22 protein-coding genes and 1 riboswitch are annotated in these 23,073 nt (G+C 59.6%); of the genes, 11 read left to right on the forward strand and 11 right to left on the reverse strand.

The genetic code is table 11. The features are described from left to right. Positions 1 to 43 precede the first annotated feature (43 nt). A complete protein-coding gene (locus LCQ44_RS05675) occupies positions 44 to 382 on the reverse strand; it encodes an arsenate reductase family protein (protein ID WP_225093303.1) in 339 nt (112 codons plus the stop codon). A 14-nt stretch (positions 383 to 396) separates the two neighbouring features. Beyond that, the gene (locus LCQ44_RS05680; RefSeq protein WP_225093304.1) at positions 397 to 1,020 is read right to left on the reverse strand and encodes a flavodoxin family protein; all 624 of its coding nucleotides are present in this window, start codon (positions 1,018 to 1,020) and stop codon (positions 397 to 399) included. Between the two features lie 258 nt (positions 1,021 to 1,278). On the opposite strand from LCQ44_RS05680, the gene LCQ44_RS05685 reads away from it, so the two are divergent. Continuing rightward, positions 1,279 to 2,148 carry a patatin-like phospholipase family protein gene (locus LCQ44_RS05685; protein WP_225093305.1) on the forward strand — a complete coding sequence of 290 codons (870 nt, stop codon included), beginning with the start codon at positions 1,279 to 1,281 and terminating at the stop codon, positions 2,146 to 2,148. A 112-nt stretch (positions 2,149 to 2,260) separates the two neighbouring features. Here LCQ44_RS05685 and LCQ44_RS05690 read toward each other — a convergent pair whose 3' ends face one another. From LCQ44_RS05690 to thiM, 3 genes are read right to left on the reverse strand one after another with little or no spacing between them, the layout of a single operon-like run. After that, a complete protein-coding gene (locus tag LCQ44_RS05690) occupies positions 2,261 to 2,956 on the reverse strand; it encodes a thiamine phosphate synthase (protein WP_225093306.1) in 696 nt (231 codons plus the stop codon). Next, positions 2,953 to 3,294, reverse strand: coding sequence for a thiamine-binding protein (locus LCQ44_RS05695; RefSeq protein WP_225093307.1), 342 nt, complete (start codon positions 3,292 to 3,294; stop codon positions 2,953 to 2,955). The genes LCQ44_RS05690 and LCQ44_RS05695 overlap by 4 nt, the downstream gene beginning before the upstream one ends. A 3-nt stretch (positions 3,295 to 3,297) precedes the next feature. Beyond that, entirely contained in the window at positions 3,298 to 4,137 is an 840-nt protein-coding gene (gene thiM / locus LCQ44_RS05700) for a hydroxyethylthiazole kinase (RefSeq protein WP_055310018.1), read from the reverse strand. A 51-nt stretch (positions 4,138 to 4,188) separates the two neighbouring features. Continuing rightward, positions 4,189 to 4,299, reverse strand: a riboswitch (TPP riboswitch). A 93-nt stretch (positions 4,300 to 4,392) separates the two neighbouring features. Here thiM and LCQ44_RS05705 point away from each other — a divergent pair. The 4 genes from LCQ44_RS05705 to LCQ44_RS05720 all read left to right on the forward strand — a co-directional run bounded on the left by LCQ44_RS05705 (position 4,393) and on the right by LCQ44_RS05720 (position 8,955). After that, positions 4,393 to 5,301 (forward strand): HAD-IIB family hydrolase, encoded by a 909-nt coding sequence (locus LCQ44_RS05705; protein ID WP_225093308.1) that lies wholly within the window; start codon positions 4,393 to 4,395, stop codon positions 5,299 to 5,301. Positions 5,302 to 5,311: 10 nt separating this feature from the next. Continuing rightward, entirely contained in the window at positions 5,312 to 6,208 is an 897-nt protein-coding gene (locus LCQ44_RS05710; RefSeq protein ID WP_055286633.1) for a LysR family transcriptional regulator, read from the forward strand. A gap of 155 nt (positions 6,209 to 6,363) precedes the next feature. Further along, positions 6,364 to 7,497 carry a 5-methyltetrahydropteroyltriglutamate--homocysteine S-methyltransferase gene (locus LCQ44_RS05715; RefSeq protein ID WP_225093309.1) on the forward strand — a complete coding sequence of 378 codons (1,134 nt, stop codon included), beginning with the start codon at positions 6,364 to 6,366 and terminating at the stop codon, positions 7,495 to 7,497. A gap of 123 nt (positions 7,498 to 7,620) precedes the next feature. Continuing rightward, entirely contained in the window at positions 7,621 to 8,955 is a 1,335-nt protein-coding gene (locus tag LCQ44_RS05720; RefSeq protein ID WP_161160389.1) for a uracil-xanthine permease family protein, read from the forward strand. A 60-nt stretch (positions 8,956 to 9,015) separates the two neighbouring features. On the opposite strand, the gene LCQ44_RS05725 is transcribed toward LCQ44_RS05720, so the two are convergent. Together LCQ44_RS05725 and LCQ44_RS05730 are read right to left on the reverse strand one after the other, a co-directional pair. Beyond that, positions 9,016 to 9,675 carry an alpha/beta hydrolase gene (locus tag LCQ44_RS05725; protein WP_225094240.1) on the reverse strand — a complete coding sequence of 220 codons (660 nt, stop codon included), beginning with the start codon at positions 9,673 to 9,675 and terminating at the stop codon, positions 9,016 to 9,018. A 143-nt stretch (positions 9,676 to 9,818) separates the two neighbouring features. Then, a complete protein-coding gene (locus LCQ44_RS05730) occupies positions 9,819 to 11,129 on the reverse strand; it encodes an NCS2 family permease (RefSeq protein ID WP_225093310.1) in 1,311 nt (436 codons plus the stop codon). A gap of 193 nt (positions 11,130 to 11,322) precedes the next feature. Here LCQ44_RS05730 and LCQ44_RS05735 point away from each other — a divergent pair, with 193 nt between their 5' ends. After that, a complete protein-coding gene (locus tag LCQ44_RS05735) occupies positions 11,323 to 11,742 on the forward strand; it encodes a peptide deformylase (RefSeq protein ID WP_196025965.1) in 420 nt (139 codons plus the stop codon). Positions 11,743 to 11,985: 243 nt separating this feature from the next. Further along, complete coding sequence (gene bsh / locus LCQ44_RS05740) at positions 11,986 to 12,951, forward strand: choloylglycine hydrolase (protein ID WP_035137018.1); 966 nt, start codon at positions 11,986 to 11,988, stop codon at positions 12,949 to 12,951. A 79-nt stretch (positions 12,952 to 13,030) separates the two neighbouring features. On the opposite strand, the gene LCQ44_RS05745 is transcribed toward bsh, so the two are convergent. Next, positions 13,031 to 15,247 carry a KUP/HAK/KT family potassium transporter gene (locus LCQ44_RS05745; RefSeq protein ID WP_225094241.1) on the reverse strand — a complete coding sequence of 739 codons (2,217 nt, stop codon included), beginning with the start codon at positions 15,245 to 15,247 and terminating at the stop codon, positions 13,031 to 13,033. A 172-nt stretch (positions 15,248 to 15,419) separates the two neighbouring features. Further along, a complete protein-coding gene (locus LCQ44_RS05750) occupies positions 15,420 to 16,331 on the reverse strand; it encodes a DMT family transporter (protein ID WP_225093311.1) in 912 nt (303 codons plus the stop codon). Between the two features lie 118 nt (positions 16,332 to 16,449). On the opposite strand from LCQ44_RS05750, the gene LCQ44_RS05755 reads away from it, so the two are divergent. Together LCQ44_RS05755 and LCQ44_RS05760 are read left to right on the forward strand one after the other, a co-directional pair. Continuing rightward, positions 16,450 to 17,307: a LysR family transcriptional regulator gene (locus tag LCQ44_RS05755; RefSeq protein WP_225093312.1), complete on the forward strand. Its 858-nt coding sequence runs from the start codon at positions 16,450 to 16,452 to the stop codon at positions 17,305 to 17,307. 202 nt (positions 17,308 to 17,509) lie between these two features. Beyond that, positions 17,510 to 18,991 carry an aminotransferase class I/II-fold pyridoxal phosphate-dependent enzyme gene (locus tag LCQ44_RS05760; RefSeq protein ID WP_276530462.1) on the forward strand — a complete coding sequence of 494 codons (1,482 nt, stop codon included), beginning with the start codon at positions 17,510 to 17,512 and terminating at the stop codon, positions 18,989 to 18,991. 75 nt (positions 18,992 to 19,066) lie between these two features. Here the strand turns inward: LCQ44_RS05760 and LCQ44_RS05765 are convergent, their stop codons facing one another. Further along, complete coding sequence (locus LCQ44_RS05765) at positions 19,067 to 19,477, reverse strand: peptide deformylase (protein ID WP_225093313.1); 411 nt, start codon at positions 19,475 to 19,477, stop codon at positions 19,067 to 19,069. Positions 19,478 to 19,681: 204 nt separating this feature from the next. Between LCQ44_RS05765 and LCQ44_RS05770 the strand changes: the two genes are divergently transcribed. Next, positions 19,682 to 21,094: an MFS transporter gene (locus tag LCQ44_RS05770; protein WP_225093314.1), complete on the forward strand. Its 1,413-nt coding sequence runs from the start codon at positions 19,682 to 19,684 to the stop codon at positions 21,092 to 21,094. A gap of 152 nt (positions 21,095 to 21,246) precedes the next feature. Continuing rightward, positions 21,247 to 22,158: a hypothetical protein gene (locus LCQ44_RS05775; RefSeq protein ID WP_225093315.1), complete on the forward strand. Its 912-nt coding sequence runs from the start codon at positions 21,247 to 21,249 to the stop codon at positions 22,156 to 22,158. A 321-nt stretch (positions 22,159 to 22,479) separates the two neighbouring features. Here LCQ44_RS05775 and pdxT read toward each other — a convergent pair whose 3' ends face one another. After that, positions 22,480 to 23,067: a pyridoxal 5'-phosphate synthase glutaminase subunit PdxT gene (gene pdxT, locus LCQ44_RS05780; RefSeq protein WP_225093316.1), complete on the reverse strand. Its 588-nt coding sequence runs from the start codon at positions 23,065 to 23,067 to the stop codon at positions 22,480 to 22,482. Between the last annotated feature and the right edge of the window lie 6 nt (positions 23,068 to 23,073).

Genomic DNA, 23,073 nt, shown 5'->3' on the forward strand with positions numbered 1-23,073 from the left:
CAAACGCCTGCTCTTATACCCACGCGCCGGCAAATAACACAAGCTACTCCCAGGCTCCCCATACATCGGGGCAATAACCGACGGTGGCCTTTTTGCCGTTGCGCACGATGGGCTCGGCTAGAAGCTGCTGGTTCTCGAGCAGCTTGTCGAAGCGCTGACTGGGGGTGAGATGCTGAATGAGCGCGCGCGTCTCCTCGTCCTTGGCCTTGGGGTTGAGCAGCTTGTCGATACCGCCGACCGCCTGCATCACGCTCGTGAGCTCGCCCTTGCTCATCTCCTTTTCCTTAAGGTCAATAAACTGCACCTTAATGCGGCGCTCCTTAAAATAACGCTGCGCCTTCTTGGTGTCGAAGGACTTCTTGGTGCCAAAAATCTGAATCATTTTGTTCCGCCGTTCTACCTGATAAAGTTGGTGCGCTCGCGATCGGCTTCGGGGGCTTCGATGCCGGCGGCCTGTCCTGCCTCGATACAATGCAGGAGCCAGGCCATGTTCTTGCCGATGTTGCGCATGGTGGCCAGGCCCTCGGCGTCTTGGGCGGCCTCGCCCGGCATGGCGCCAAACACGTTGTTCCAGTACGTGGAGGCAACCACGGGCATCTGGTTGATGGTGAAGTACTTGTTGAGTACGTCGAAGGTCGTTGACGTGCCGCCGCGACGGGCGACAGCGACGGCAGCGCCCGGCTTGTGTGCAAAGGCCTTGCTGCCGGCATAGAAGGCGCGATCGAGGGCCGAAAGGATGCGTCCGCTGGGATGCGCGTAGTAGACGGGCGAGCCAAAGACAAAGCCGTCTGCCTGCTCGGCGGCAGCGATGAGCTCGTTCACCACGTCGTCGTCAAAGGTGCAGCGTCCGCCAAGCTTGCCGCACTGACCGCAACCGATGCAATCGCGAATGGGCTTGGCGCCTAGCTGAAACACCTCGGTATCAATGCCTTCGGCATTGAGCTGCTCTGCGATCTCGGCGAGTGCGCGGGCAGTGTTGCCGTTTGCCTTGGGGCTACCGTTGACTAAAAGAACCTTCATCACAAACTCCCTCTGCTATCGGTGAATTCTGCTGAGAATTATCTCACGTTGCGTGCGATGACGTCGGCATGGTGCGGGCGATGTTTATCCCGCAACGTTCTTAAGGGCGTTCATGCCTAAGGCCATCTAGGGGCATTGCGGTACGGCATGGGGAATGCATTGGGAAACGTTCGATAAATGCTTATAAACACGTTTTTGACGGCATACGTTGACAGATATACTTGTTGAGTTCAAAAGCATGGGAACGGAGATGGTTGCATGACACAGCCGGAGACATCACACACGGTGGGGCTTGCGCTCGAGGGAGGCGGCTACCGCGGTATGTATACGGCGGGCGTGCTCGACGTTTGGATGGAGCACGGTTTGACTTGCGACCATATGGTGGGTGTCTCGGCGGGCGCGGCGTTTGGCTACAACTTTAAATCGCGCCAGATCGGCCGCGCCATTCGCTACAACAAAGCCTATTGTGCCGATAAGCGCTATGCGAGCGTGACGAGCTGGTTGCGAACCGGCGACATGTTCAATGCCGATTTTGCCTATCACGAGGTGCCCATCGAGCGCGATCCCATCGATTTGGAGACATATCGCGCCTGCCCCATGCGGTTTACGTGCGTGTGTACCGATATCGAGACGGGCAAGGCCGTCTATCACGATCTGCCGTATGGCGACGAGCGCGATATCGAGTGGATCCGGGCGTCGTCGGCAATTCCCGTGGCGACGCGTCCCGTTGCTATTGACGGGCATAAGTATCTGGATGGTGGCGTGGCTGATTCTATTCCCAGCGCATGGCTGTTTGCGCAGGGGTATGACCGCAATATCGTGGTACTCACGCAGCCAGCGGGCTTTGTGAAGCAGCCCAACAGCGTGATGCCCATGCTGCGACGCGTGTTCCGTCACTATCCGGAGTTTGTCGCAGCGCTTGAGCATCGGCATGAGGTCTACAATACCACGCTCGATGACCTGGCACGTCGCGAGGCTGCCGGCGAGATCTTTGTGGTGCGGCCGAGCGAATCGGTGAAGGTGCCGTCGCTGTGTCGCGAGCCCGATGAACTTGAACGCATCTACCAGATTGGTCGCCGCGATGCGGAGGCGACCTTGCCGGCACTGGAGGCATATCTGGCAGAGTAGGGCAAACTGCCGCGTGCTCAGCGGAAAGCGCATCCCAGAATGGACGTCCAAACTGGGATGCGTTTTCCATTGCTGAAGTTATGGGGCCGCGGAGCAACTGCTCGGCTTATGCCTATGCCTGCTGCCAGGTGTCTACGAGCTCCTTGGCCGCGGCGTAGGGGTCATCGGCGCTGCAGACGGCACTCACCACAAAGAAGCCGTCGACGCCGGTAGCCTTGAGCTGCGGAAGGTCGGCCGTCTTGACGCCGCCGCCCACCACGATGGGCACGGGGCTTGCCGCATGGAGCGCGGCCAGGTCCTCAAAGCTCTTGGTGATGATAGAGCCGTCGGCCGCGCGTCCGCAGTCGCGCTTGGTCTCGGTCTCGTGGAGTGGGCCGATGCCAAGGTAGTCGACCAAACTCATATCGGCGGTCTTGACGTACTTGAGCATCTCCTCGCAACGGGCCGAAAGGCCCACGATGGCGTCGGGGCCCAGCAACTTGCGACAGACCTCGACGGGAATATCGCTTTGGCCCACGTGCACGCCGTCGACAGCAATACCCTGCTCGCGCGCGGCAAGCACACAGTCCAGACGGTCGTCGATCAGCAAGGCGACCTGACCGGTCTTGCCGGCCTGAGCGATTGCCTGCGCGGCGTCGCCGGTCAGCGCAATGATCTCGCGGGCGCTTGCCACCTTGGAGCGCACCTGGATGCAGGTAAAGCCGGCGTCGAGCGCCTGGGCCACCACATCGCCCACGGGGCGCCCGAGCGTGTTTTCGGGGCCGAGTACCAGATAGGCCGAGATATCAAGGTTGTCGCGGATGCTCATCGTGCTTCCTCCTGCTTTTTGATCTGTGCTTCCATGCGCTCGAGTTTGCCGGTCATGGTGTCGGTAAATCCGGGTCGAATATCGGCTTTGAGCACGACTTCGGTGCGGATGCCCTTGCTCGCCAACACAAAGGTTGCGTCGCGCACGACCTGCATGACCTCGTCCCAGTCGCCCTCGATCTCGGTGAACATGGAGGTGGTGCGGTTGGGCAGGCCGCTCTCGCGAATGACACGCACGACCTCGGCGACCTCGGCGGATAGCTCATCGCCGGTGCCGCACGGGGCGATGGCCACGGCGACGAGCGTGTTCATGCCGGCATTGGTTGCGGGCTCGGACATGGCCTATGCCTCCTCGAGCTCGAGTCGGTTATCGGCGATGTCTTGGGCGGTTGCGCGGTAGAGCTCGTCGATAAAGGCGACCTTAAAGCTTGCCGGGGCGTCGGCGACAGCGGCGGCACGCGTACCGGCCACGTTGTAGACGGCGGTGCCGCAGACGGCTGCCGTAAACGGGTCGGCGGCGCAGGCATACACGGCCAGCACGCCGCCCTGCGAGCAGCCGCAGCCGGTGATCTTGGACATGAGCGGGCTGCCGCCGTGAGACTTGGCCACCGTCGTGCCGTCGGTGATTAGGTCGACTTCGCCCGAGACCACAACGGCGCCACCGGTGTGGCGAGCGAGCGCCACGGCGGCATCGCGGGCGGCGTCGACCGTGTCGGTGGTATCGACACCACGCACGCGGCTCAGATCAGCCGCCTCGCCCTCAAGACCCCACAGGCCGGCGAGTGCGATAATCTCGGAGGCGTTGCCGCGCACGATGGCGGGCTTGTACTGCTTGAGCTCGTTTACCAGCTGGGTGCGCAGGCTGCCGATACCCAGGCCCACCGGATCGAGCACCCAGGGCTTGCCGGCGTCGTGTGCCGCCTTCGCCGCGCGGGGAATCGTCTGCTCGTAGATAGGGAAGAGCGTGCCCATGTTGAGATAGATGGCGCCGCCGCCGGCAACGAGCGCTTCGCCCTCGTCGGGCAGATAGACCATGGCGGCCGATCCGCCCACGGCGAGCTGTGCGTTGGCGACAAAGTCGATCGTCACCGTGTTGGTGATGGAGCCGGCCATCGGATTGGTGGCGCGAATTTCCTCTACGGCCTTGACCATATGTTGCTTAAGCTGTTCCGAATCAATCACTGCACATGCCTCCTTGGCATAGAAAAGGGGCGCTGTGCATAGACAGCGCCCCTGTAAAGGCGGCATGCTCCCTACGCCAGCATTAACTGACAGGTTCAAAGGATTGGGCCCCATGCCCTCTCAGCCTTGTGGTTTGCACCGCCGGCACTCCCGCATCGAATCTGTTGTTCCCTATACTAGCGCACCTGCCAAAAAGGGACAGGTTTATTTTGGCAGGTCGTTACAATAGGTAGGACCGATACGAATGGGGGCCTTATGATTAAACTTGTGCTGACCGATATGGACGATACACTGATTCCAGCCGGGCATGACGGCGCCAGCGACTACGCCATTGAGGGTGTTCATGCCATGCAGGCGGCGGGTCTGCACTTTGGGCCGGTTTCGGGTCGTCAGCCGTCCGCGATGGGCTGGATGTTCAAAAACCGTTCCGAGTGTTTTTCGACCGGTGCGTTCTGTAACGGCCAGGTGATGTTTGTCGACGGCGAAGTAGTCGCTTCGCGCGCAATCGACAACGATGCTCTGATGCGTTTGGCTGACTATCTGGAGCAAGAGACCGACGATACATTTCTAAAAGTCTACAGCCTGGGCGATGACTTTTGGGGCAACGATGCCTATTGCGTGACGAGCAATCCCGAGCGTGTGCGTCGCGCTATGGAGTCGGGCGGCAATGCGTGGCTCAAAGGCGAAGAGGCCCCGTGTCGTCCCGTCGTCGATGGCGCGCCGGTGTTTAAGGCGAATATCTGGAGTGCCCGTTCGCGTGAGGAGCTCGCGGAGCTACGCGAGCGCGTTGCCGTTGAGGTGCCGGAACTCTCGCTTGTGTTTCCCAACAACCGAGTGCGCCTGTTCGACATCCTTCCGGATGGTTGGGACAAGGGCTGCGCTGCGCTGGAGCTGGCGCGCGCCTTGAGCCTGACGCCCGACGAGGTGGCCGTATTTGGCGATTCCGATAACGATCTGCCCATGATCGATGCCGTTCCCAACTCCGTTGCAGTCGCCAATGCCAACGAGGCCGTCACGGCTGCCGCGCGCTGGCATATCGGCGCCGCGGTGGATGATGCGGTCGCCGGAGTCCTGCATCAGATTGCCGCCTGCGCCGCGACGGGGGAGATGCCGCCGTTTATGCGCCTGCCGGGTACTGCCGACGCGAATCTCACTAACAGCTAAGGAGACAGCCATGAAGCTCCAGCAGCTCAGATATGTCGTCAAAGTTGCCGAATGCGGCAGCATTACCGAGGCCTCGCGCCGGCTCTTTGTGTCGCAGCCTTCGATTACCGCGTCGATTCGCGATCTCGAAAACGAGATGGGTGTGCACATCTTTGAGCGCACCAACAAGGGCGTCATTGTGTCCGAGGAAGGCGAGACCTTCTTGGGCTATGCGCGCCAGGTACTCGACCAGGCCGACCTGCTCGAGGGCAAGTACAAGGGCGCATCCGAGCAGGTGCCGCACTTTAGTGTGAGCTGCCAGCATTATTCCTTTGCCGTCAACGCGTTTGTCGACGTGATCCGCGAGTTCGATGCCGCGCGCTACGACTTTACCCTGCGCGAGGAACAGACCCACGAGATTATCGAGGATGTCGCGCACATGAAAAGCGAGCTGGGCATCCTATATCTGTCCGAGCACAACCGCGAGGTCATCGAGCGCATGCTGGTGGCCAACGAGCTCGTGTTCGAAGGACTCTTCTGCGCCACGCCGCATGTCTTCGTCTGCGCCGACCATCCGCTGGCGGACCGCTCCAGCGTGACGCTCGAGGATCTGGAAGACTACCCGTTCCTGTCCTACGAGCAGGGCAGCTACAACTCGTTTTACTATTCCGAGGAGCTGACCTCGACGTTCGAGCGTCGCAAAAATATCCGCGTGCGCGACCGTGCGACGTTGTTCAATTTGGCCATGGGCCTCAACGGCTACACGGTATGCTCGGGCGTGATCAGCCACGAGCTCAACGGCCCCGGCATTATCTCGATTCCGCTCGACGTGGACGAGTACATGGAGATTGGCATCATCACGCGCAAGAACACGACGCTTACGCGCTACGGTCGGGCCTATATCGACGCGATTCGTCAGCATATCTAGGCTGCTGTGCTCCGCACGGTTCAAGTCTCTTTATGACAGTCCAGACTGATATAGGAAACATCTATATCAAACTGTTATAAACGTATATTTTACGATGGTCATATGAGCGCTCATACTCTGTCCCGGTAAAGCAACCAATGCAAAGGGAGATATCTATGAGCACTTCGATTCAACCGAACGCGCCGTTTCGCGCCGATATCGTCGGCAGCTTTCTTCGTCCGCAGGCTGTAAAGGACGCCCGTGTCGCCTATGTCGCGGGTAAACTCGACGCTTCCGGCCTTAAGGCCGTCGAGGACGATGCCATTCGCGATTTGGTGGCCAAGCAGAAGGCCGCCGGCCTGCAGGTGATCACCGATGGCGAGTTCCGCCGCAGCTACTGGCACCTCGATTTTATGTGGGGCCTTAACGGCATTGAGCGCCGCACCTCACGCACGGGTTATATGTTCCATGATGAGGAGACGACGGCCGACACCGCCGTGGTTACTGGTCCCATTAGCGGCGAGAACCACCCGTTCGTCGAGCATTTTAAGTTCGTCAAGGCGCTTGAGGGGGAGGGCCAGGTCGCACGCCAGACCATTCCGGCGCCGATCCAGACGTTCTCTGAGGTCACGCTCGATCGCTGCGACGGCCAGCAGGAGAGCCTGCGCGCTGTCTATAAGATCGATGAGGAACTTGCCGACGCCATTGCGGCCGCTTATCGCACGGTGATCGCCGACCTGTACGCAGCAGGCTGCCGCAACATCCAATTTGATGACTGCACCTGGGGCATCTATTGCGATACCGACTTTGTGTCCAAGGCCGGCATGAGCCCGGTTGACCTGCAAAAGGTGAGCGAGCTGGGCGTGGCGCTCAACAATGCCGCCATCGCGGGCAAGCCCGACGATCTGGTTATCAACACGCACGTGTGCCGCGGCAACTATCACTCCACGTATGCCTTCGAGGGTGGTTACGATCCCATTGCGCCGTACCTGTTCGTACATGAGAACGTTGACGCGTTCTACCTTGAGTTCGATACGCCACGCGCCGGTGGCTTTGAGCCGCTCAAGTACGTTGCTCCCGGCAAGAAGGTCGTGCTGGGTCTGGTGACCACCAAGGCGGCTGAGCTTGAGGACGAGGACGTTATCGTCGAACGTATCCACGAGGCCGCAAAGTATGTGCCGCTCGAGAACCTGTACCTGTCGCCCCAGTGCGGCTTTGCCAGCTGCGAGATTGGCAACAAGCTGACCGAGGACGAACAGTGGGCAAAGATCGCGCTGGTCAAGCGCATTGCCGAGCGCGTTTGGAAGTAACGCTACCGCTTGCAGGTGACGGCGCGCGCGAGACATGACGTATCACGTACAATGGTCCGGATCGTATCGTTCGGGCAGGTTATCCGATATGCCTGATCGCCCTTCCATCATGAAAGGACTTCCATGTCCCAATCCTCGACGCCCGCCGTCACCGATGCCATCTACGATGCATCATCGCTCGGCCGCCCGCGCATGTTCGTGTTGGGTTTGCAACACATGTTTGCGATGTTCGGAGCCACGGTGCTCGTGCCCGTGCTCACCGGCCTTTCCGTTTCGGCGACGCTTCTGTTCGCCGGCATCGGCACGCTGCTGTTTCATTTTCTATCGCGTGGTAAGGTGCCCGCGTTTCTGGGCTCGTCGTTTGCCTTTATCGCGGGTTATGCCGCCATTGCACCCAACGGCGAGGCCGAGCTTTTGCCCTACGCTTGCCTGGGCGTTGCCTGCGCCGGCCTGCTCTATCCGGTGCTGGCGGCGCTGTTCCGCGCATTTGGCGCCAAACGTGTCATGCGCTTCTTTCCGCCGGTGGTGACCGGCCCCATCGTCATTTCCATCGGCCTGATCCTAGCGAGCTCTGCCATTGCCAACTGTCAGACCAACTGGCTTGTCGCCGTTATCGCTGTGGCCGTGATCATCATCTGCAACATCTGGGGCCGCGGCATGGTCAAGATCGTGCCGATTCTGCTGGGCGTGGTGGTGAGCTATGCCGTTGCGGCTGCGTTGGGTGAGGTCGACTTCTCTGGCGTCGCAGCTGCCCCCTGGGTTGGCTTGCCCGTCGTGTGGGACAACACCGTGTTTGCGCTCTTTGGACCGCAGTTCGATAGCGGTCTTGCCACGACGGCCATCATCACCATCATGCCGCTGGCCTTTGCAACTATGATCGAGCATATCGGCGATATCTCCGCCATTGGCTCTACCTGCGAACGCAATTACATTGCCGATCCCGGTCTGCACCGTACCTTGCTCGGCGATGGCCTGGCGACCATCTTGGCATCGCTTTTTGGCGCCCCCGCCAATACGACGTATGGCGAGAACACCGGCGTGCTTGCCCTGACGCGCGTGTTCGACCCGCGCGTGATTCGCATTGCCGCCTGCTGCGCCATCGTGCTTTCGTTCTGCCCCAAGTTTGCTGCTGTGATCGCTGCTATGCCGGCGTGTGTAATCGGCGGCGTGTCGCTCGTGCTCTACGGCATGATCAGTGCCGTGGGCGTTCGCAACCTTATCGAGAATCAGGTTGATTTCCAGAACAACCGCAATGTGCTGGTTGCGGCTTTGGTGCTCGTGCTTTCGCTCGGCATTGCCTACAGTACCGCCGGTGCCATCGTGCTGGAGCTGGGCGGCGTGACGATTTCGCTTTCGGGCCTTGCCGTGGGCTCGCTGGTGGGCATTGTGCTCAACGCCATCCTGCCCGGTAATGACTTTGAGTTCGATACTTCCGAGCTTGAGGAGACTGCCGAATAGTAGCTGCGTTCAGCCAAATTAAAAATGGCATCCATGCGTATGTACGCGTGGACGCCATTTTTAATGCGTCAGTATCCAGTGGATGCCGCGCGCCATGCGCAGGTCAGTTTGGGCAAAGTGGTTGCCGGGGTTGAGCTCCAGCGTTGTTGGAATGTCATGCTCGATAAACAGCTCTTCCATCGCACGCGTATCGTCGAGTACGTGCCGCATCATGCGGTTGGGCGTCTTGGTTTCCTTTTTACCGAGCGACAGATAGGCGGCGTCGGGCGTGGCTGTCATCGTGCGCTCTCGCGCGTAGTCGATAAAGCCGGGGAACCACAGCGACCCCGATGCACTTGCGGCGCGGTCAAAGGTACCGGTCTGCCAGAGGGCCCAAAGCGAAAAGAGGCCCGCCAACGAGTAGCCGGCAACGCCGCGCCAGGCGGGTGGTTGCGGGAGCGATGATTCGGCCTGGGGGATTATCTGCTTCAACAACTCGTCAAGAAAACCAGCAGCCTGTCCGCCAAAGGGCTCGGCATCTCGTATAGTTCCCTCACATTCCCAGGGGCTCAACTCGCGATTCCAATCGAGTCCTCCGATGGCGACAAGGGTGAACGGCGGGCAGTCGAGCTCTCGGCAGCGCTCGTAGACTTCACTACCGTCGCCCATAACCACGGGGAGGTAGATGACGGGCGCGCCTTCTGCACACTCTGAATAAACGGTTATCTGCTTCTGATGCACTTCCAAGGCAGGCTTCTCTCGGTGTTGTGATATTGACAGCCTCAATTGTCGCACGCTGGCACGGGGGCAGACGCTAAAAGAAAGGCGCGGAGCCGCTCGATGCGATTCCGCGCCTTGTTGTTTTGCTTTAGCAGACTATGCTGTTACGCCACGAAGAAGTAGACGAGGAAGGCAAGGGCTGCGATCCACATGAGCGGCTTGATCTTGGAAGCCTCGCCCTTAAAGAGCGCGACGATCACGTAGGCGATAAAGCCCAGGCCAATGCCGGCAGAGATGGAGTAGGTGAAGGGCACGCCGGCGACAATCATGAACGCCGGGAAACCCTGCGACACGTCGGACCAGTCGATCTCGGAGGCCTCGCTCATCATGAGGTAGCCGACGTAGACCAGGGCGCCGCAGGTGGCGGCGCTGGAAACGATGGTGACGATGGGGGAGAAGAACGCAGCGAGAATGAACAGCACGCCGGTGGTGACGGAGGTGAGGCCCGTGCGGCCACCGTCGGCAGCGCCAGAGGTGGACTCGACGAAGGTGGTGATGGAGGAGACGCCCATGAAACCGCCCACAGCGGCGGCGGCGGAGTCGACGATCAGGATCTCCTTGATATTCTCGACGTTGCCGTCGTCGGTGAGGAACTCGCCCTGCTTGGCCACGGCCATCGCGGTGCCCATGGTGTCGAAGAAGTCACTCATGAGCAGCGAGAACGAGATGACGAGGAGCGTGGGGTCGGTAAGGACCTTGACGATGGCGGGCACGCCGCCGGCGTCGGCGATGGGGCCACCGATGCTCGAGAAGTCGAGCGGGGCGATGATACCGGTCGGAGCCTGGGTCACACCTAGGGGGATACCGGCGATGACGGCGACGACGATGCCGATGAGCAGCGAGCCGGGGACGTTGCGGCAGGCGAGGGCGACCGTCACCAGGATGGAGATGATGCCGACGATGAAGGTGGGGGAGGTGATGTCGCCCAGACCGACGAGTGTACCGGCGCCAGCGGTGATAATGCCGGCATCGCACAGGCCAATCATGGCGATGAACAGGCCCAGGCCCACCGAGATAGCGTGGCGCAGAACCACGGGGATGGCGTCCATGATGGCCTCGCGCAGGCCACAAAGCACGAGCAGCAAGATGACGACGCCCTCAAGGAAGATGACGCTCATGGCCACGTGCCAGTCACCGCCGCAGACGGTGGTGGCGATTCCAGCGATCATCGCGTTGACGCCTAAGCCCGACGCGCAGGCGAGCGGGCGGTTGGCGAAGATGCCCATGCAGATGGTCATGATGCCGGCGCCCAGGCAGGTGGCGCAGGCGAGCGCTCCCGCATCGATGCCAGCGCCCGAGAGCACCGCGGGGTTGACGGCGATGATGTAGGCCATCGCCAGGAATGTTGTCAGTCCAGCGCGAAGTTCGGTCCCGATTGTGGACTTGCGCTCGCTGACGTGAAATAGTTCGTCCATGCATACCCTTTCCTTGTTCGGCCCCGAGTTTAGGCCGATTGACACGAACTCACTCACTATAGCCCCTTTACGACGCTGTTGTTCCTCGCATGTTGATGTTCGGCGCTTTGTAGCAGACGGACGGTATTTTTCGCATGAAAATGAGTGGGTACCGTATACTTAAGCAGTTACAACGACCCCTATGGAGGAACGTATGATTAAAGAGCTCTGCCGCGACGAGGCTATCCTGTCTCAGCGTTGCGAGGTTGCGACTGTCGAGGACGAGTCGGTCGCTCAGGATCTGATTGATACCATCAAGTCGCTCGATGATGCCGGCTGCTTGGCCGCCAACCAGATCGGCGTCACCAAGAAGGTCTGCGTCTATCTGGACGACGCCGGCGAGCCCCATGTGCTCTACAACCCCCGTCTGGTGTTTGGCCTGGGTGCCAGCAAGATGGAGGAGAGCTGCCTGACGCACGAGGAGGTCACCAAGTCCACGCGCTACATCAAGTGCAAGGTTGCCTTTGACCAGATCGTCGACGGCAAGATGAAGGAGTGCCGCCGCGACTACGCGGGCTTTGAGGCACAGATGATCCAGCATATGATCGATCACTGTCTAGGAAAGTTGGTCTAAGGGGTCAAAGCACCGCACCTTGCCGCTCAATCGTCGCTCGCGTACCTTAAGTACGCTTTGCTCCTCTTTCGTGGCAATCTGCGGCACTTTGACCCCTTAGACGACCTGCGGGGTTAACTTGGTTGAGTTTATCCTGCTTGAATAGTCCGGGCGTGACATTGTTGTCATGTCCGGGCTTTTGTGTTTAGCGCCTTTTTGTTTGGAGACAATGAAATTAGCAAGAACGTAAAGCTAGGAGGCGCTATGTGTACGAGTATTCGATTTACCGATAATTCTGGCCACATGTATCTGGGCCGCAATCTCGACTGGAGCTTTGACTACGGCCAACAGGTTCGCGTGATGCCGCGCGGGTTTCACATTCCGTATTCGTTTATCGACGACGCGACAGCGGCGCACGCGGTGATTGGTATGTGCATCGATTACAGGAACTACCCTATGTTCTTCGATTGCGGCAACGATGCGGGCCTCGCCGTGGCGGGTCTCAATTTCCCGGGTTATGCCGAGTATGCCGAGGACCCTGTCGACGGCAAGACCAATATCGCGGCCTATGAGTTCCCCCTGTGGGTGGCAGCGACGTTCTCGACGGTCGATGAGGTCGAGGCCGCGCTGCGCGACACGGTGATTGTCGCCAAATCTGCCGGAGAGGGGCTGGGCGTGTCGCTGCTCCATTGGATTATCGGCGACAGCCAGCGCAGCATCGTGGTCGAGATGATGGCTGACGGCCTGCATGTATACGACGATCCGGTCGACACCCTTGCCAACCAGCCGACCTTCCCGTGGCACATGGAAAACCTGCGCACCTATATCACCGCCACAAGCGATTTTCCGCAGACGGCGACATGGCGTGGCGCCGAGCTCAAGCCCTATGGAGCCGGTGCCGGCATGCGCGGCATTCCGGGCGATTGCTATTCGCCGAGCCGTTTTGTAAAGGCGGCGTACCTCAATGCCAATTACCCGCAAAAGGAGAGCGAGACCGAAAACGTCGTTCGCATGTTCCGCTCGCTCGAGGGCGTGGTGATGATCGAGGGAGCGTCCAGGATGGGCGATGGCAAGTTCGAGAAGACTATCTACACCGGATGCTTTAGCGCGCGCACGGGCAATTATTACTACGCGATGTATGGGGATCCGTCGATTCGCTACGTGAGCCTGATGGATGCCGAGGGCGCGAGCCCCGATAGGCTCGTGGTTCCCGAGCCGCGCCGTTCGTAGCCGATAGCTTTACCGCAATGCAAAACGGCCCTGCATCTCCCGTGAGGTGCAGGGCCGCTTTCGTTGATTTGTGACGTCGCTAGAAGTTGGCGTCGTTGAGTTGTTCACTTTCGAGGCCGTCGAGCAGTTGCTGTTCGGGCGTATCGGCGACGCTCTCGAGCAGCTCGGTGGGATCGACGTTCATGTCCCTACCGGCCTCGTTGCCGTTGACCAAGTCGTCCGAGAAGATGTCGACTTCCATTTCCTCGGCCTCTTCGATCTGAACCTCGAGCGGCACCTGGGTGCGCACGAGCTTAACGGCCGGGCGCATGCGGGCAAACAGCGGCACGTACTCGATGATGATGGCCGAGTTCTCAAGACCGTACCAGCGTGCCGGGCTTCCGCAGGCGCGGCGGACGGCGTACTTGATGGCCATCACGCGGTGGTCATTGCGGTTGATGTCCGTTTCGGGGGCAAGCATCTTGCGCAGCATACAAAAGCGGAAGTCACCCACGTTGCCGCGTGTCTCGTAGATGGAGTAGATGTGATGTTGCGGCGGCAGCTCGCCCGATGCCATCAAGTCGCCGACGATCTGACGCAGATAAGCGTTGACGCGCTGGTTGACTTTAAAGCCCAGGTCCAGGCGAACGCGGAAGAGGAAGTCCGTGCCAAAGGTCTCGACGGAATACTCGTGCGTATAGGGTTCGTCGGTAACGTGCACGTTAATGAACCAATATGCCTTGGCGCGCTTGGGATGCTTATCCAGGATGGAATAGAGCACGTCGCGGTCGAGCGTGAGCGGGTCGGGGCTGTTGGTGAGAAATACCAGATTGTCGGCGAGCACGGGATAGGTCTCGTCGTTGCGCAGGCGGTTGAGCTGATCGATGTACTTGGAGACGGGCAACAGAATCGTCTGCGTGCGCTCGATGGCGGTGCCGCGGCGCCACACGTACATAAGGCCAAACAGCAGTGCGGCCAGGAAGATCATGACGTAGCCGCCGTCAAAGAACATGGTGAGGCACGAGGCGAAGAAGCACAGCTCAATGGCACCAAAGAGCAGGGCGAAGACGCAGGCACCCAGCCTGTGCTTGAGGATGCCGGCGATGTAGCTCGTCAAAAGCGTCGTGGTCATGAGCATGGTCACGGTAATGGCGAGGCCGTAGGCGCTCTCCATGCGCTCGGAGTTTTGGAACAGCAGCACGATGAAGATGCAGCCGACCCACATGATGTTATTGACGAGCGGAATATAGAGCTGGCCCTTGGTGTCGCTGGGGTAGTGGATGCGCAGATGCGGCATAAGGTTGAGACGCGTTGCCTCGGATACCAGCGAGAACGAGCCGGTGATGAGCGCCTGCGAGGCAATGATGGCCGCCACGGCCGAAAGCACGATGGCAAAGGGGCGCAGGGGCTCGGGGAGCATCATATAGAACGGGTTGACGATATCCATCGCGAGCATCTGGGGGTTGGAGTTATTGGCGAGTAGCCAAGCTCCCTGACCCAGATAGTTGAGGATAAGGGCCGCCTTAACAAATGGCCAGGATGCATAGATGTTTGCCTTGCCCACGTGGCCCATGTCCGAGTAGAGTGCCTCGGCACCGGTTGTCGACAGGAAGACAAAGCCGAGCACCATAATGCCCGAATGGTTGATGGGCGAGAACAGGAACATAATGCCGCGGATGGGGTTGAGCGCGCGCAAGATGGACAGGTTGCCGAGCATGTTGAACAGACCGGCGCCTGCCAGGAACAGGAACCACAGCGTCATGAGCGGGCCGAAGAGCTTGCCGATTGACGAGGTGCCGGCGCGCTGCATGGCAAATAGGCCGCAGATAATGATGATTGTGATGATGATGACGTTGGTCTGGCCGTCGCCCAGCAGCGCATGGCCCCATTCGATGGTGCGCAGACCCTCGATGGCTGTGGTGACCGTGACGGCGGGGGTGAGGATGCCGTCGGCAAGCAGTGCCGCACCGCCGATCATGGCGGGCAGAATCAGCCATGGTGCCACCTTGCGTACGAGGCTGAACAGGGCGAAGATGCCGCCTTCGTTGTGGTTGTCGGCCTTCATGGCGATTACTACGTACTTGACCGTGGTCACGAGCGTCATGGTCCAGATGACGAGCGAAAGCGCGCCCAGGATCATGTCCTCGCTGACGGTACCGATGCCGCCGTTGTTGGCGACGATTGATTTCATGGTGTACATGGGGCTCGTGCCGATGTCACCATAGACGACGCCGAGCGTTACGAGCAGCATGCCAGCGGAGAGGGGGATGGCTCCGTGCCCGCCTTGCCCGTGCTGGTCTTGGAGGTTTGCCTCCATTTTATTGTGTGCCACGAGGACTCCCTTAGACATCCGGTTATCTGTCTAGGACAAAAAACTTTATGCCGTCTTTATACATACAAGAGCAGTTTGGCACATCGGGTTATTTTAGACAATAATCCTCAGCTGGGGATTATTTATCTACGCAGGTAGTATTTCAAAGCAGGGGCTTTTAAGCACGTACTGTCTGGGCGATGCCAGCCTTGGCGTTTGCGCGTTTGCCGGCGAGTTCGCAAAAAATCGCGCCGCCGATGATAAGCGCGGCGCCCGTCAGGCGGACCGGTGTTATGGCTTCGCCCAAAAGGACGGCCGAGAACACGACGGCCGAAAGCGGCTCGAGGTAGCCGACGACCGCGACGGTCTGGACGGGCAGCTTGGCGACGGCACTAAAGTAGAGCAGGCAACCGATGCCGGTGTTGACGACGCCGAGCATGACGACGGCGCGCCAATCAATACTGGTGGCGACGCCGGCGGACAGGAATGAGGGAGCGCCCTGCGTGATGAGCGTGAGGACCAGCGCGGTCACAAAGGCGGCGCTCACCTGGAGCGTGGAGTTCTCGAGGCCTTCGATGTGTGGCGCACCCTTGCTAGCGATGACCATCAGCGCATAGCAAAATGCCGAGGCGATACCGCAGACGATACCCGCAATGGGCATATTGCCGCCTAGACCTTGCGCTGCAATGAGAAAAGCACCACAAGCAACGGCGACAAAGCCGGCGATTTTGCCGCCGGTCAGCTTTTCGCCAAAGATGAGCGGGGAGAGCGCCATGACAATGATGGGGCCGCAGTAGTACAGCAGCGAGGATACGTCGACGCCGATCGTCTGGTAGGCGCGGAACAGAAAAATCCAGCTGGCGCCCAGCGCGGCTCCCGAAAGGAGGAGGGCTGCGGCTTCGCGGAGGCGAGATGGCGCCTGCAACTTATGGCGTTGGGTGATGGCAAGGATAGTGACAAGCGAGAGGGCGCCCAAAAACGTGCGCAGTAGCACGATATCGGAGCTCGGCAACGCGATGGCAGAGGCGATGATGCCGTTGGAGCCAAACAATAGCAATGCTGCTAAGTACGTAAACAGCCCGTTGTTCATGCGCTTCCATCCCCTCTATATCCGAGCATGTTCACTATGGGTGAACTGGCTTTAGAAGAAAAGCGAATATAATGCATAGATAACATGACAAAAGCTCATGCATAGGTGGAGGGGTGCCGTGGAAACGAATGTTCAAAAGATGCAGGTGCTGCTCGAGACCGTGCGCGCCGGAAGCTTTACGCGTGCTGCCGAGCGCCTGAGCTATTCGCAGTCGGGCGTGAGCCGTATGGTGGCCGATCTTGAGGCCGATTGGGGCTTTAAGGTGCTCGACCGCAGTCGCGAGGGCGTGGCTCTTTCTGCCGATGGGCGGCAGGTCATGCCGGCTGTCGAAGCGCTCTGTGAGGAATTCACTCGCTTGCAGCGACGGGTGGATGAGATGCGCGGGCTCATGCGCGGCAAAATCTGCATCGGTACGTTTTCGAGCGTGGCGACCCACGTGCTGCCGCCGGTGATTGCGCGCTTTCGCGCCGATCACCCGGACGTCGATTACGAGTTGCTGATGGGCGATTACTCAGAGATTGAACAATGGGTGGCAGAGGGCCGCTGCGATCTGGGCTTTATCCCGCGTGAACCCCGAGAAAACGGCATGGCATCGCGGTCTTTGGTGCGCGACGAGTTGATGGCGGTAGTGCCGGCGGACTCCTCGCTTGCCGCGGCGGAGGTCGTTCCCCTTGCCGATTTGGCAAACGAGCAGTTTATTCTGCTAGAACGCGGCACCGATGACGAGATTACGCCGCTGTTTCGTCGGACGGGACTGACAGTGCGCTCAAAACTGTCGACTTGGGATGACTATGCGATTATGGCTATGGTCGAGGACGGCCTGGGCGTGAGCATTCTACCCGCGCTCATCTTGCGCCGCTGTCAGTTCGATGTTGCCGTGCGCCCACTCGAGGGGCATCCCCATCGCCAGATCAACGCCATATATCGAACGGCCGATGTTTCGCTCGCGGCCGCTCGATTCCTTGAATACCTCTAAACGTGTACACGTCATTGTCCGCTTTGGGACAATTCTCGGGGTTCGGTACATTTTCTTGTGAAATTGAACTTCCGGATAATGCGCCGCGCTATACTGCTGCCTAAATTGAACTCAGGTTCAATTCGTGTTCTATAAATTGAACTTTGCCAGCAAGGAGGTTCTAGTGGCCCAAGAGACGTTTAGCGATCGCCTGCGACAGACTATGTCCGATCGCGACGTTCGCCAGTCGGACGTGATCCGCGCATCGGAGATGCTCGGCAAAAAACTCGGCAAGAGTCAGATGAGCCAATATGTGAGCGGCAAGACGATCCCGCGGCGCGATGTGGCCGAGCTGCTCGCCCGCATTTTGGAGGTCGATGTTACCTGGCTGCTTGCCGGTGACGCCGACCAAGGTGAGACCCCTCCGTCCCGTAAAGTTGCCAAATCCGAACCTAGTCCCTCAGCTCAAATTCCAAGGAGCACCACCATGCGTACTTTTTCTAAATCCACCAAGCTTGATAACGTCCTGTATGATGTGCGCGGTCCCGTCGTCGACGAGGCTGCCCGTATGGAGGACGAGGGCGAGCGCATCCTCAAGCTCAATATCGGCAACCCGGCGCCCTTCGGTTTCCGCACGCCCGACGAGGTCATCAAGGATATGCGTCAGCAGCTGCCCGACTGCGAAGGCTATTCCAACTCGCGCGGCCTGTTCTCTGCGCGCAAGGCGATCATGCAGTACTCCCAGATCAAAGGCCTGCCCAATGTTCAGATGGAGCATATCTACACGGGCAACGGCGTGTCCGAGCTCATTCAGCTTTCGATGAACGCGCTGCTCGACAATGGCGACGAGATTCTGATCCCCAGCCCCGACTATCCGCTCTGGACGGCGTGCGCAACCCTTGCCGGCGGCCATCCCGTGCACTATCTGTGCGATGAGCAGGCGGATTGGTATCCCGACCTGGAGGATATGGAGTCCAAGATCACGAGCGCGACCAAGGCCCTCGTCATCATCAACCCCAACAACCCCACGGGCTCGGTCTATCCGCGCGAGGTGCTCGAGGGCATCGTCGAGGTTGCGCGCAAGCACCAGCTCATGATCTTTGCCGATGAGATCTACGACCGCCTGTGCATGGACGGCTACGAGCACGTCTCGATTGCCTCGCTCGCTCCCGATCTGCCCTGTGTCACCTTTAGCGGCCTTTCCAAGTCGCACATGATCGCGGGCTATCGTATTGGCTGGATGGTGCTTTCGGGCAACCAGCGCTGCATGAGCGACTTCATCATGGGCATCAACATGCTCTCTAACATGCGCCTGTGCTCCAACGTGCCGGCTCAGTCGATCGTCCAGACGGCGCTCGGCGGCCATCAGTCGGTTAACGACTACATCCGTCCCGGCGGCCGTGTCTACGAGCAGCGCAACTTTGTGTATGAGGCGCTCAACAAGATTGACGGCATCTCGGTGGTTAAGCCGCGCGCGGCGTTCTACATCTTCCCCAAGATGGATGTTAAGAAGTTCAACATCACCGATGACGAGCAGTTCGCCCTCGACCTGCTACACGAGAAGAAGATCCTGATCACGCGCGGCGGCGGCTTTAACTGGGCCGAGCCCGACCACTTCCGCATCGTGTACTTGCCGCGCATGGAAGTGCTCAAAGAGTCCCTCGAAGACCTCGCCGACTTCTTTGACCATTACCGTCAGAGCTAGTGGGATAGAAGCTCCGCACTATGAAAAGCTCCCTGCAGTTGTTTTGCTGCAGGGAGCTTTCTTGGATCGGCGGAACTAAATCACTATCCCGTTGCAGTGGTCGATTTCGTGCTGGATGATTTCGGCGGTGTAGCCCGAGAAGTTTTTGATGCGGTGGATGAAGTTCTCGTCCAAATACTCAACCTTAATGCGGCGATAGCGGGTACAGGGACGCTCGCCGATCAGCGAGAGGCATCCTTCGCTCGTTTGATAGGCATTGACCTGCTCAAGAATTTGCGGGTTGTACATCAGGAGCGCCCTGTTGCCGTCCTTTACGCAGATGATGCGTTTGCGCACGCCGATCATGTTGGCGGCGAGGCCCACGCACTCGTGCTCATGCTCGTGGAGCGTATCCAGGAGGTCTTGCCCGATCACGGCGTCGTCGGGTCCCGCGTCTTCGGAAGGCAGGCGTAAAAAGAACTCGGATTTCATGATGGGCTTAATCATGGCGGGCTCCTCATGTCTCATGCTTTCGTGGACTTTTAATAATAGCGCGGAAGGAAAGCTGCGCGTCCGCGTTACAATCTTTCGACGTTGGACCATGTTGTCAGATTCGTCGTGTACGGCGTCTGGCGTAAGTCTAGGGCTCATTTTCGCCCTGGACCGTTCCTCTGGGGCGATGCGATTGTCGTTCTAAGAGGAAGGAATTTCATGGGGACCAAATCCCAAAAGCAAACTCAATCACCGTCGACAGCCTCGGCGATTCTCGTCGTAATGTATGCTGCAGCCTTTGTCGCCGCGTTTAACGAGAACATCATTAACGTGGCGTTGCACGACATTATGGCGGCCTTTTCGGTGAGTGCCACCACGGCGCAGTGGCTTGTTTCGGGCTACATGATCGTGACGTCGATCTTTACGGCCATCATGGCCTTCCTGTCCGGTCGTTTCTCGACACGCAATCTGCTGTTTTTCGCATGCGGATGCATGGTCGCCGGCGAAGTCCTGTGCCTGGTCGCTCCGTCGTTTAGCGTTTTACTGCCAAGCCGTATTTTGCAGGCTGCGGGATCGGGTATCTTGTTCCCGCTCATGATGAACGTAGTGCTGTCTTGCGCTCCGCGCGAGAAGCTCGGTCTGTATCTGAGCCTGGGCGGTGCCTGCATTACGCTGGGGCCGGCGTTTGGACCCGTGATCAGCGGTCTCATGTGCACGTTGTTTGGCTGGAGGGCGGTGTTCGTAGTGCCGCTGGTGGGCGGCATTGTGGTCGCTGCGGCGGGCGTAAAGCTCGTTCAGAATGTCGGAGAGCGTTCGAACGCCACGCTTGATATTCTGTCGGTTGTTTTGCTCGCCGCCGGTATTACGGCATTTGTGTATTCCGTAGGCGAGTTCTCGACCAATCTGATTGCCGGCATCGCGACGCTCTTCGCCGCCATTGTGCTGCTCGGCCTGTTTGCGGCCCACCAGCTCAAGCTCGAGCATCCGGTGCTTAACGTGCGTCCCATGGCGGGCGTTCGTTTTTGGCCTGCGTGTCTGCTTGTGGTGGTGTCGATGATGACGACGTTCTCGATGAGCGTTTTGTTGCCGCTCTATTTTGAGGGCGCATACGGCATGACCGCCCTTGTTGCGGGCTTGCTCATTTTGCCGGCGATTGCCTGCAATGCCGTGACCTCGATTGTGGGCGGACGCGTGATGGACGCCCGTGGTGCATGGCCGCTGCTGCCGGTCGGCTTTGCCCTGATCGCCGTGGGGCAGACTGCCATCTCGATGACGGCCGCAAGCATGAACATCGGCGTCGTCGTGGCGCTGACCGTTGTTGTGTATGCCGGAGTCGGTTTGGTGCTGAGCCCCTCGCAAACGGCCGGCTTGGAGACGCTGCCTGTCGCTGAGCATCCTCACGGAACAGCATTGCTCAACACGTGGAACATGATTGCCGCATCGTTTGGCCCGTCGCTGTTTATCGGCCTGCTCTCGAGTTCTGCGGCGACTGCCGGCGCCGCTGGCGTTGCGACCGACGTTGCCCAGGCGATTGGATTTGCGGCAGCCGTGCGTGTGGCGGCTGTAATTGCCGTGGTCGGATTTGTGGTATCGGTTGTGTACGCTCGTCGCGAGTCGCACATGTCGCATTAATGTGTGCACATAGATTCTGCAGCTAGATTGAATGGCGACACCATAAACTAATGGACGTTTTGCCGAGAGGCATGAATGTTTAAAGCGCAAAGAGTGCGCGACGGGCCCCGCGAATGGGGCGATGATGCCCGAGAGGGCCAAGAAGGAGTCTCATGTCTGAGAACGAAGAGATCATGAACGAGACCGAGAACGAGATCATGGCTGCCGAGGTTGAGGCAGTCGAGACCGTGGAGACCGAAGCTGCCGAGGTTGAGGCTGCTGACGAGGTTTCCGCCGAGGAGGAGGCCGAGGTTGCCGAGGCCGCCGTTGATTACGATGACGAAGAGCTGATGGACAAGATGCAGAAGGCCGCCCGCCTGCTGCGTAGCCGTCGCTTTGCTATTTCCAAGGAGGAGGAGGCCAAGGCCGAGCGCATGGCGAACATCGAGCGCGCCATCAAGCTTCTTGACCTCAAGCCCAAGATGGAGCAGAAGGAAATGTCCGACCTACTGGGCATGCGCCTTCGTGAGCTCGATGGCCTGATGGCCGAGGCCGAGGCTGCCGATCTGGTCGGCCGCATCGACGACGCCGAGGGCGATATGCGCAAGATCGTTGTCTTCGCTGCCGAGGATGCCGCTGAGGGCCTGGTCGAGCTTGCCAACAAGAAGGAGAAGCTCCTGCCCGAGCTTTCTTACGAGGAGGCCACCGAGCTGATGGCCGCTCTCGATAAGGTTATCGCTCCGCTCGTCGCCATGGGCCTGGACGAGGACCGCGGTCCTCGCGGCGGCCGTGACGATCGCGGTGGCCGTGGCGGCGACCGTGGCGGTCGCGGCGGCTTTGGTGATCGCGGTGGCCGTGGCGGCGACCGTGGCGGTCGCGGTGGCGATCGCGGTGGCCGTGGCGGCTTTGGTGACCGTGGCGGCGACCGTGGCGGTCGCGGCGGCTTTGGCGGCAACCGTGGTGGCTATGGCGATCGCGGTGGCAACCGTGGCGGCTTCGGCGGCAACCGTGGTAACGACCGCGGCGGCCGCGGTGGCGATCGTGGCGGCCGCAACGGTGGCGGCTTCCGCGGCAATCGCTTTTAATTAGTTACGGCGTTTTACCAAACGCCGTAACCGCTTGACGCTGCAAACCCGCCAGAGCGGCAATCTGCCTTTCAACTTCGGCGGCATGACCAGAAGGTCAATGCCGCCTCGCTTCAAGGCACCTTGCTCGCCCTGGCGGGCTTTCGCTGTCGGTACCAAAACATCGGTGTTGTCGAAGTAGTCATTGGGGACGTTCTTAAATGACTGCATAGCATGAGAGTGGATAATCTCCCGGTTTGAGCCTGCATTCAAGCTCAAAGTGGGAGATTATCCACTCTCATTTGCTATGCGTCCGAAAATCCACGCTCGTTTGTTTTCTGCCTACATTTGTAGGAACAGTTCGTGGAGGCGGGTGTCTTCGTCGAGTTCGGGGTGGAAGGTTACGCCGAGCTGGTTGCCCTGGCGGGCGGCGACGATGCGCTCGTCGACTTTCGCTAAGGCCTTGGCGTCGCCGTGGACCTCGACGATGCGGGGCGCGCGGATAAACGTCAGCGGCACTTCACCGTCGATGCCGGCTACCTGCCCCTTGGTTCGAAAGCTGCCGAGCTGCCTGCCGTAGGCATTGCGCTCGACAAGTACATCCATGGTTGCCAGGCGCGGCGTCCCCTTATCGTCGTGGGCTGCAAGGTCGTGAGCCAGTAGAATCAGGCCGGCGCAGGTGCCCAGGACGGGCATGCCTTCAGCGATACGGGCACGAAGCTCCTCGAGCATGCCCAACTCATCAAGCAGCTTCCCTTGAACGGTAGACTCGCCGCCGGGAAGTACCAGACGGTCAAAGTCCTGCTTCAAATCAGCCGCCTGCCTCAGCTCAATACAGTGTGCGCCCAGCTCGGACAGCCTCGCTTCGTGCTCGGCAAAAGCACCTTGGACCGCCAGCACGGCGACCGTCTGGTCTGCGTAATCGCTCATGTGCGA

The organism is Collinsella aerofaciens, assembly GCF_020181355.1.
Lineage (GTDB): Bacteria > Actinomycetota > Coriobacteriia > Coriobacteriales > Coriobacteriaceae > Collinsella.

Coding starts and splice junctions, on each gene's coding strand:
- LCQ44_RS05675 (WP_225093303.1), bottom strand. CDS start 382: ATGATTCAGATTTTTGGCACCAAGAAGTCCTTCGACACCAAGAAGGCG.
- LCQ44_RS05680 (WP_225093304.1), bottom strand. CDS start 1,020: ATGAAGGTTCTTTTAGTCAACGGTAGCCCCAAGGCAAACGGCAACACT.
- LCQ44_RS05685 (WP_225093305.1), top strand. CDS start 1,279: ATGACACAGCCGGAGACATCACACACGGTGGGGCTTGCGCTCGAGGGA.
- LCQ44_RS05690 (WP_225093306.1), bottom strand. CDS start 2,956: ATGAGCATCCGCGACAACCTTGATATCTCGGCCTATCTGGTACTCGGC.
- LCQ44_RS05695 (WP_225093307.1), bottom strand. CDS start 3,294: ATGTCCGAGCCCGCAACCAATGCCGGCATGAACACGCTCGTCGCCGTG.
- LCQ44_RS05705 (WP_225093308.1), top strand. CDS start 4,393: ATGATTAAACTTGTGCTGACCGATATGGACGATACACTGATTCCAGCC.
- LCQ44_RS05710 (WP_055286633.1), top strand. CDS start 5,312: ATGAAGCTCCAGCAGCTCAGATATGTCGTCAAAGTTGCCGAATGCGGC.
- LCQ44_RS05715 (WP_225093309.1), top strand. CDS start 6,364: ATGAGCACTTCGATTCAACCGAACGCGCCGTTTCGCGCCGATATCGTC.
- LCQ44_RS05720 (WP_161160389.1), top strand. CDS start 7,621: ATGTCCCAATCCTCGACGCCCGCCGTCACCGATGCCATCTACGATGCA.
- LCQ44_RS05730 (WP_225093310.1), bottom strand. CDS start 11,129: ATGGACGAACTATTTCACGTCAGCGAGCGCAAGTCCACAATCGGGACC.
- LCQ44_RS05735 (WP_196025965.1), top strand. CDS start 11,323: ATGATTAAAGAGCTCTGCCGCGACGAGGCTATCCTGTCTCAGCGTTGC.
- bsh (WP_035137018.1), top strand. CDS start 11,986: ATGTGTACGAGTATTCGATTTACCGATAATTCTGGCCACATGTATCTG.
- LCQ44_RS05745 (WP_225094241.1), bottom strand. CDS start 15,247: ATGGAGGCAAACCTCCAAGACCAGCACGGGCAAGGCGGGCACGGAGCC.
- LCQ44_RS05750 (WP_225093311.1), bottom strand. CDS start 16,331: ATGAACAACGGGCTGTTTACGTACTTAGCAGCATTGCTATTGTTTGGC.
- LCQ44_RS05760 (WP_276530462.1), top strand. CDS start 17,510: ATGTCCGATCGCGACGTTCGCCAGTCGGACGTGATCCGCGCATCGGAG.
- LCQ44_RS05765 (WP_225093313.1), bottom strand. CDS start 19,477: ATGATTAAGCCCATCATGAAATCCGAGTTCTTTTTACGCCTGCCTTCC.
- LCQ44_RS05770 (WP_225093314.1), top strand. CDS start 19,682: ATGGGGACCAAATCCCAAAAGCAAACTCAATCACCGTCGACAGCCTCG.
- LCQ44_RS05775 (WP_225093315.1), top strand. CDS start 21,247: ATGTCTGAGAACGAAGAGATCATGAACGAGACCGAGAACGAGATCATG.
- pdxT (WP_225093316.1), bottom strand. CDS start 23,067: ATGAGCGATTACGCAGACCAGACGGTCGCCGTGCTGGCGGTCCAAGGT.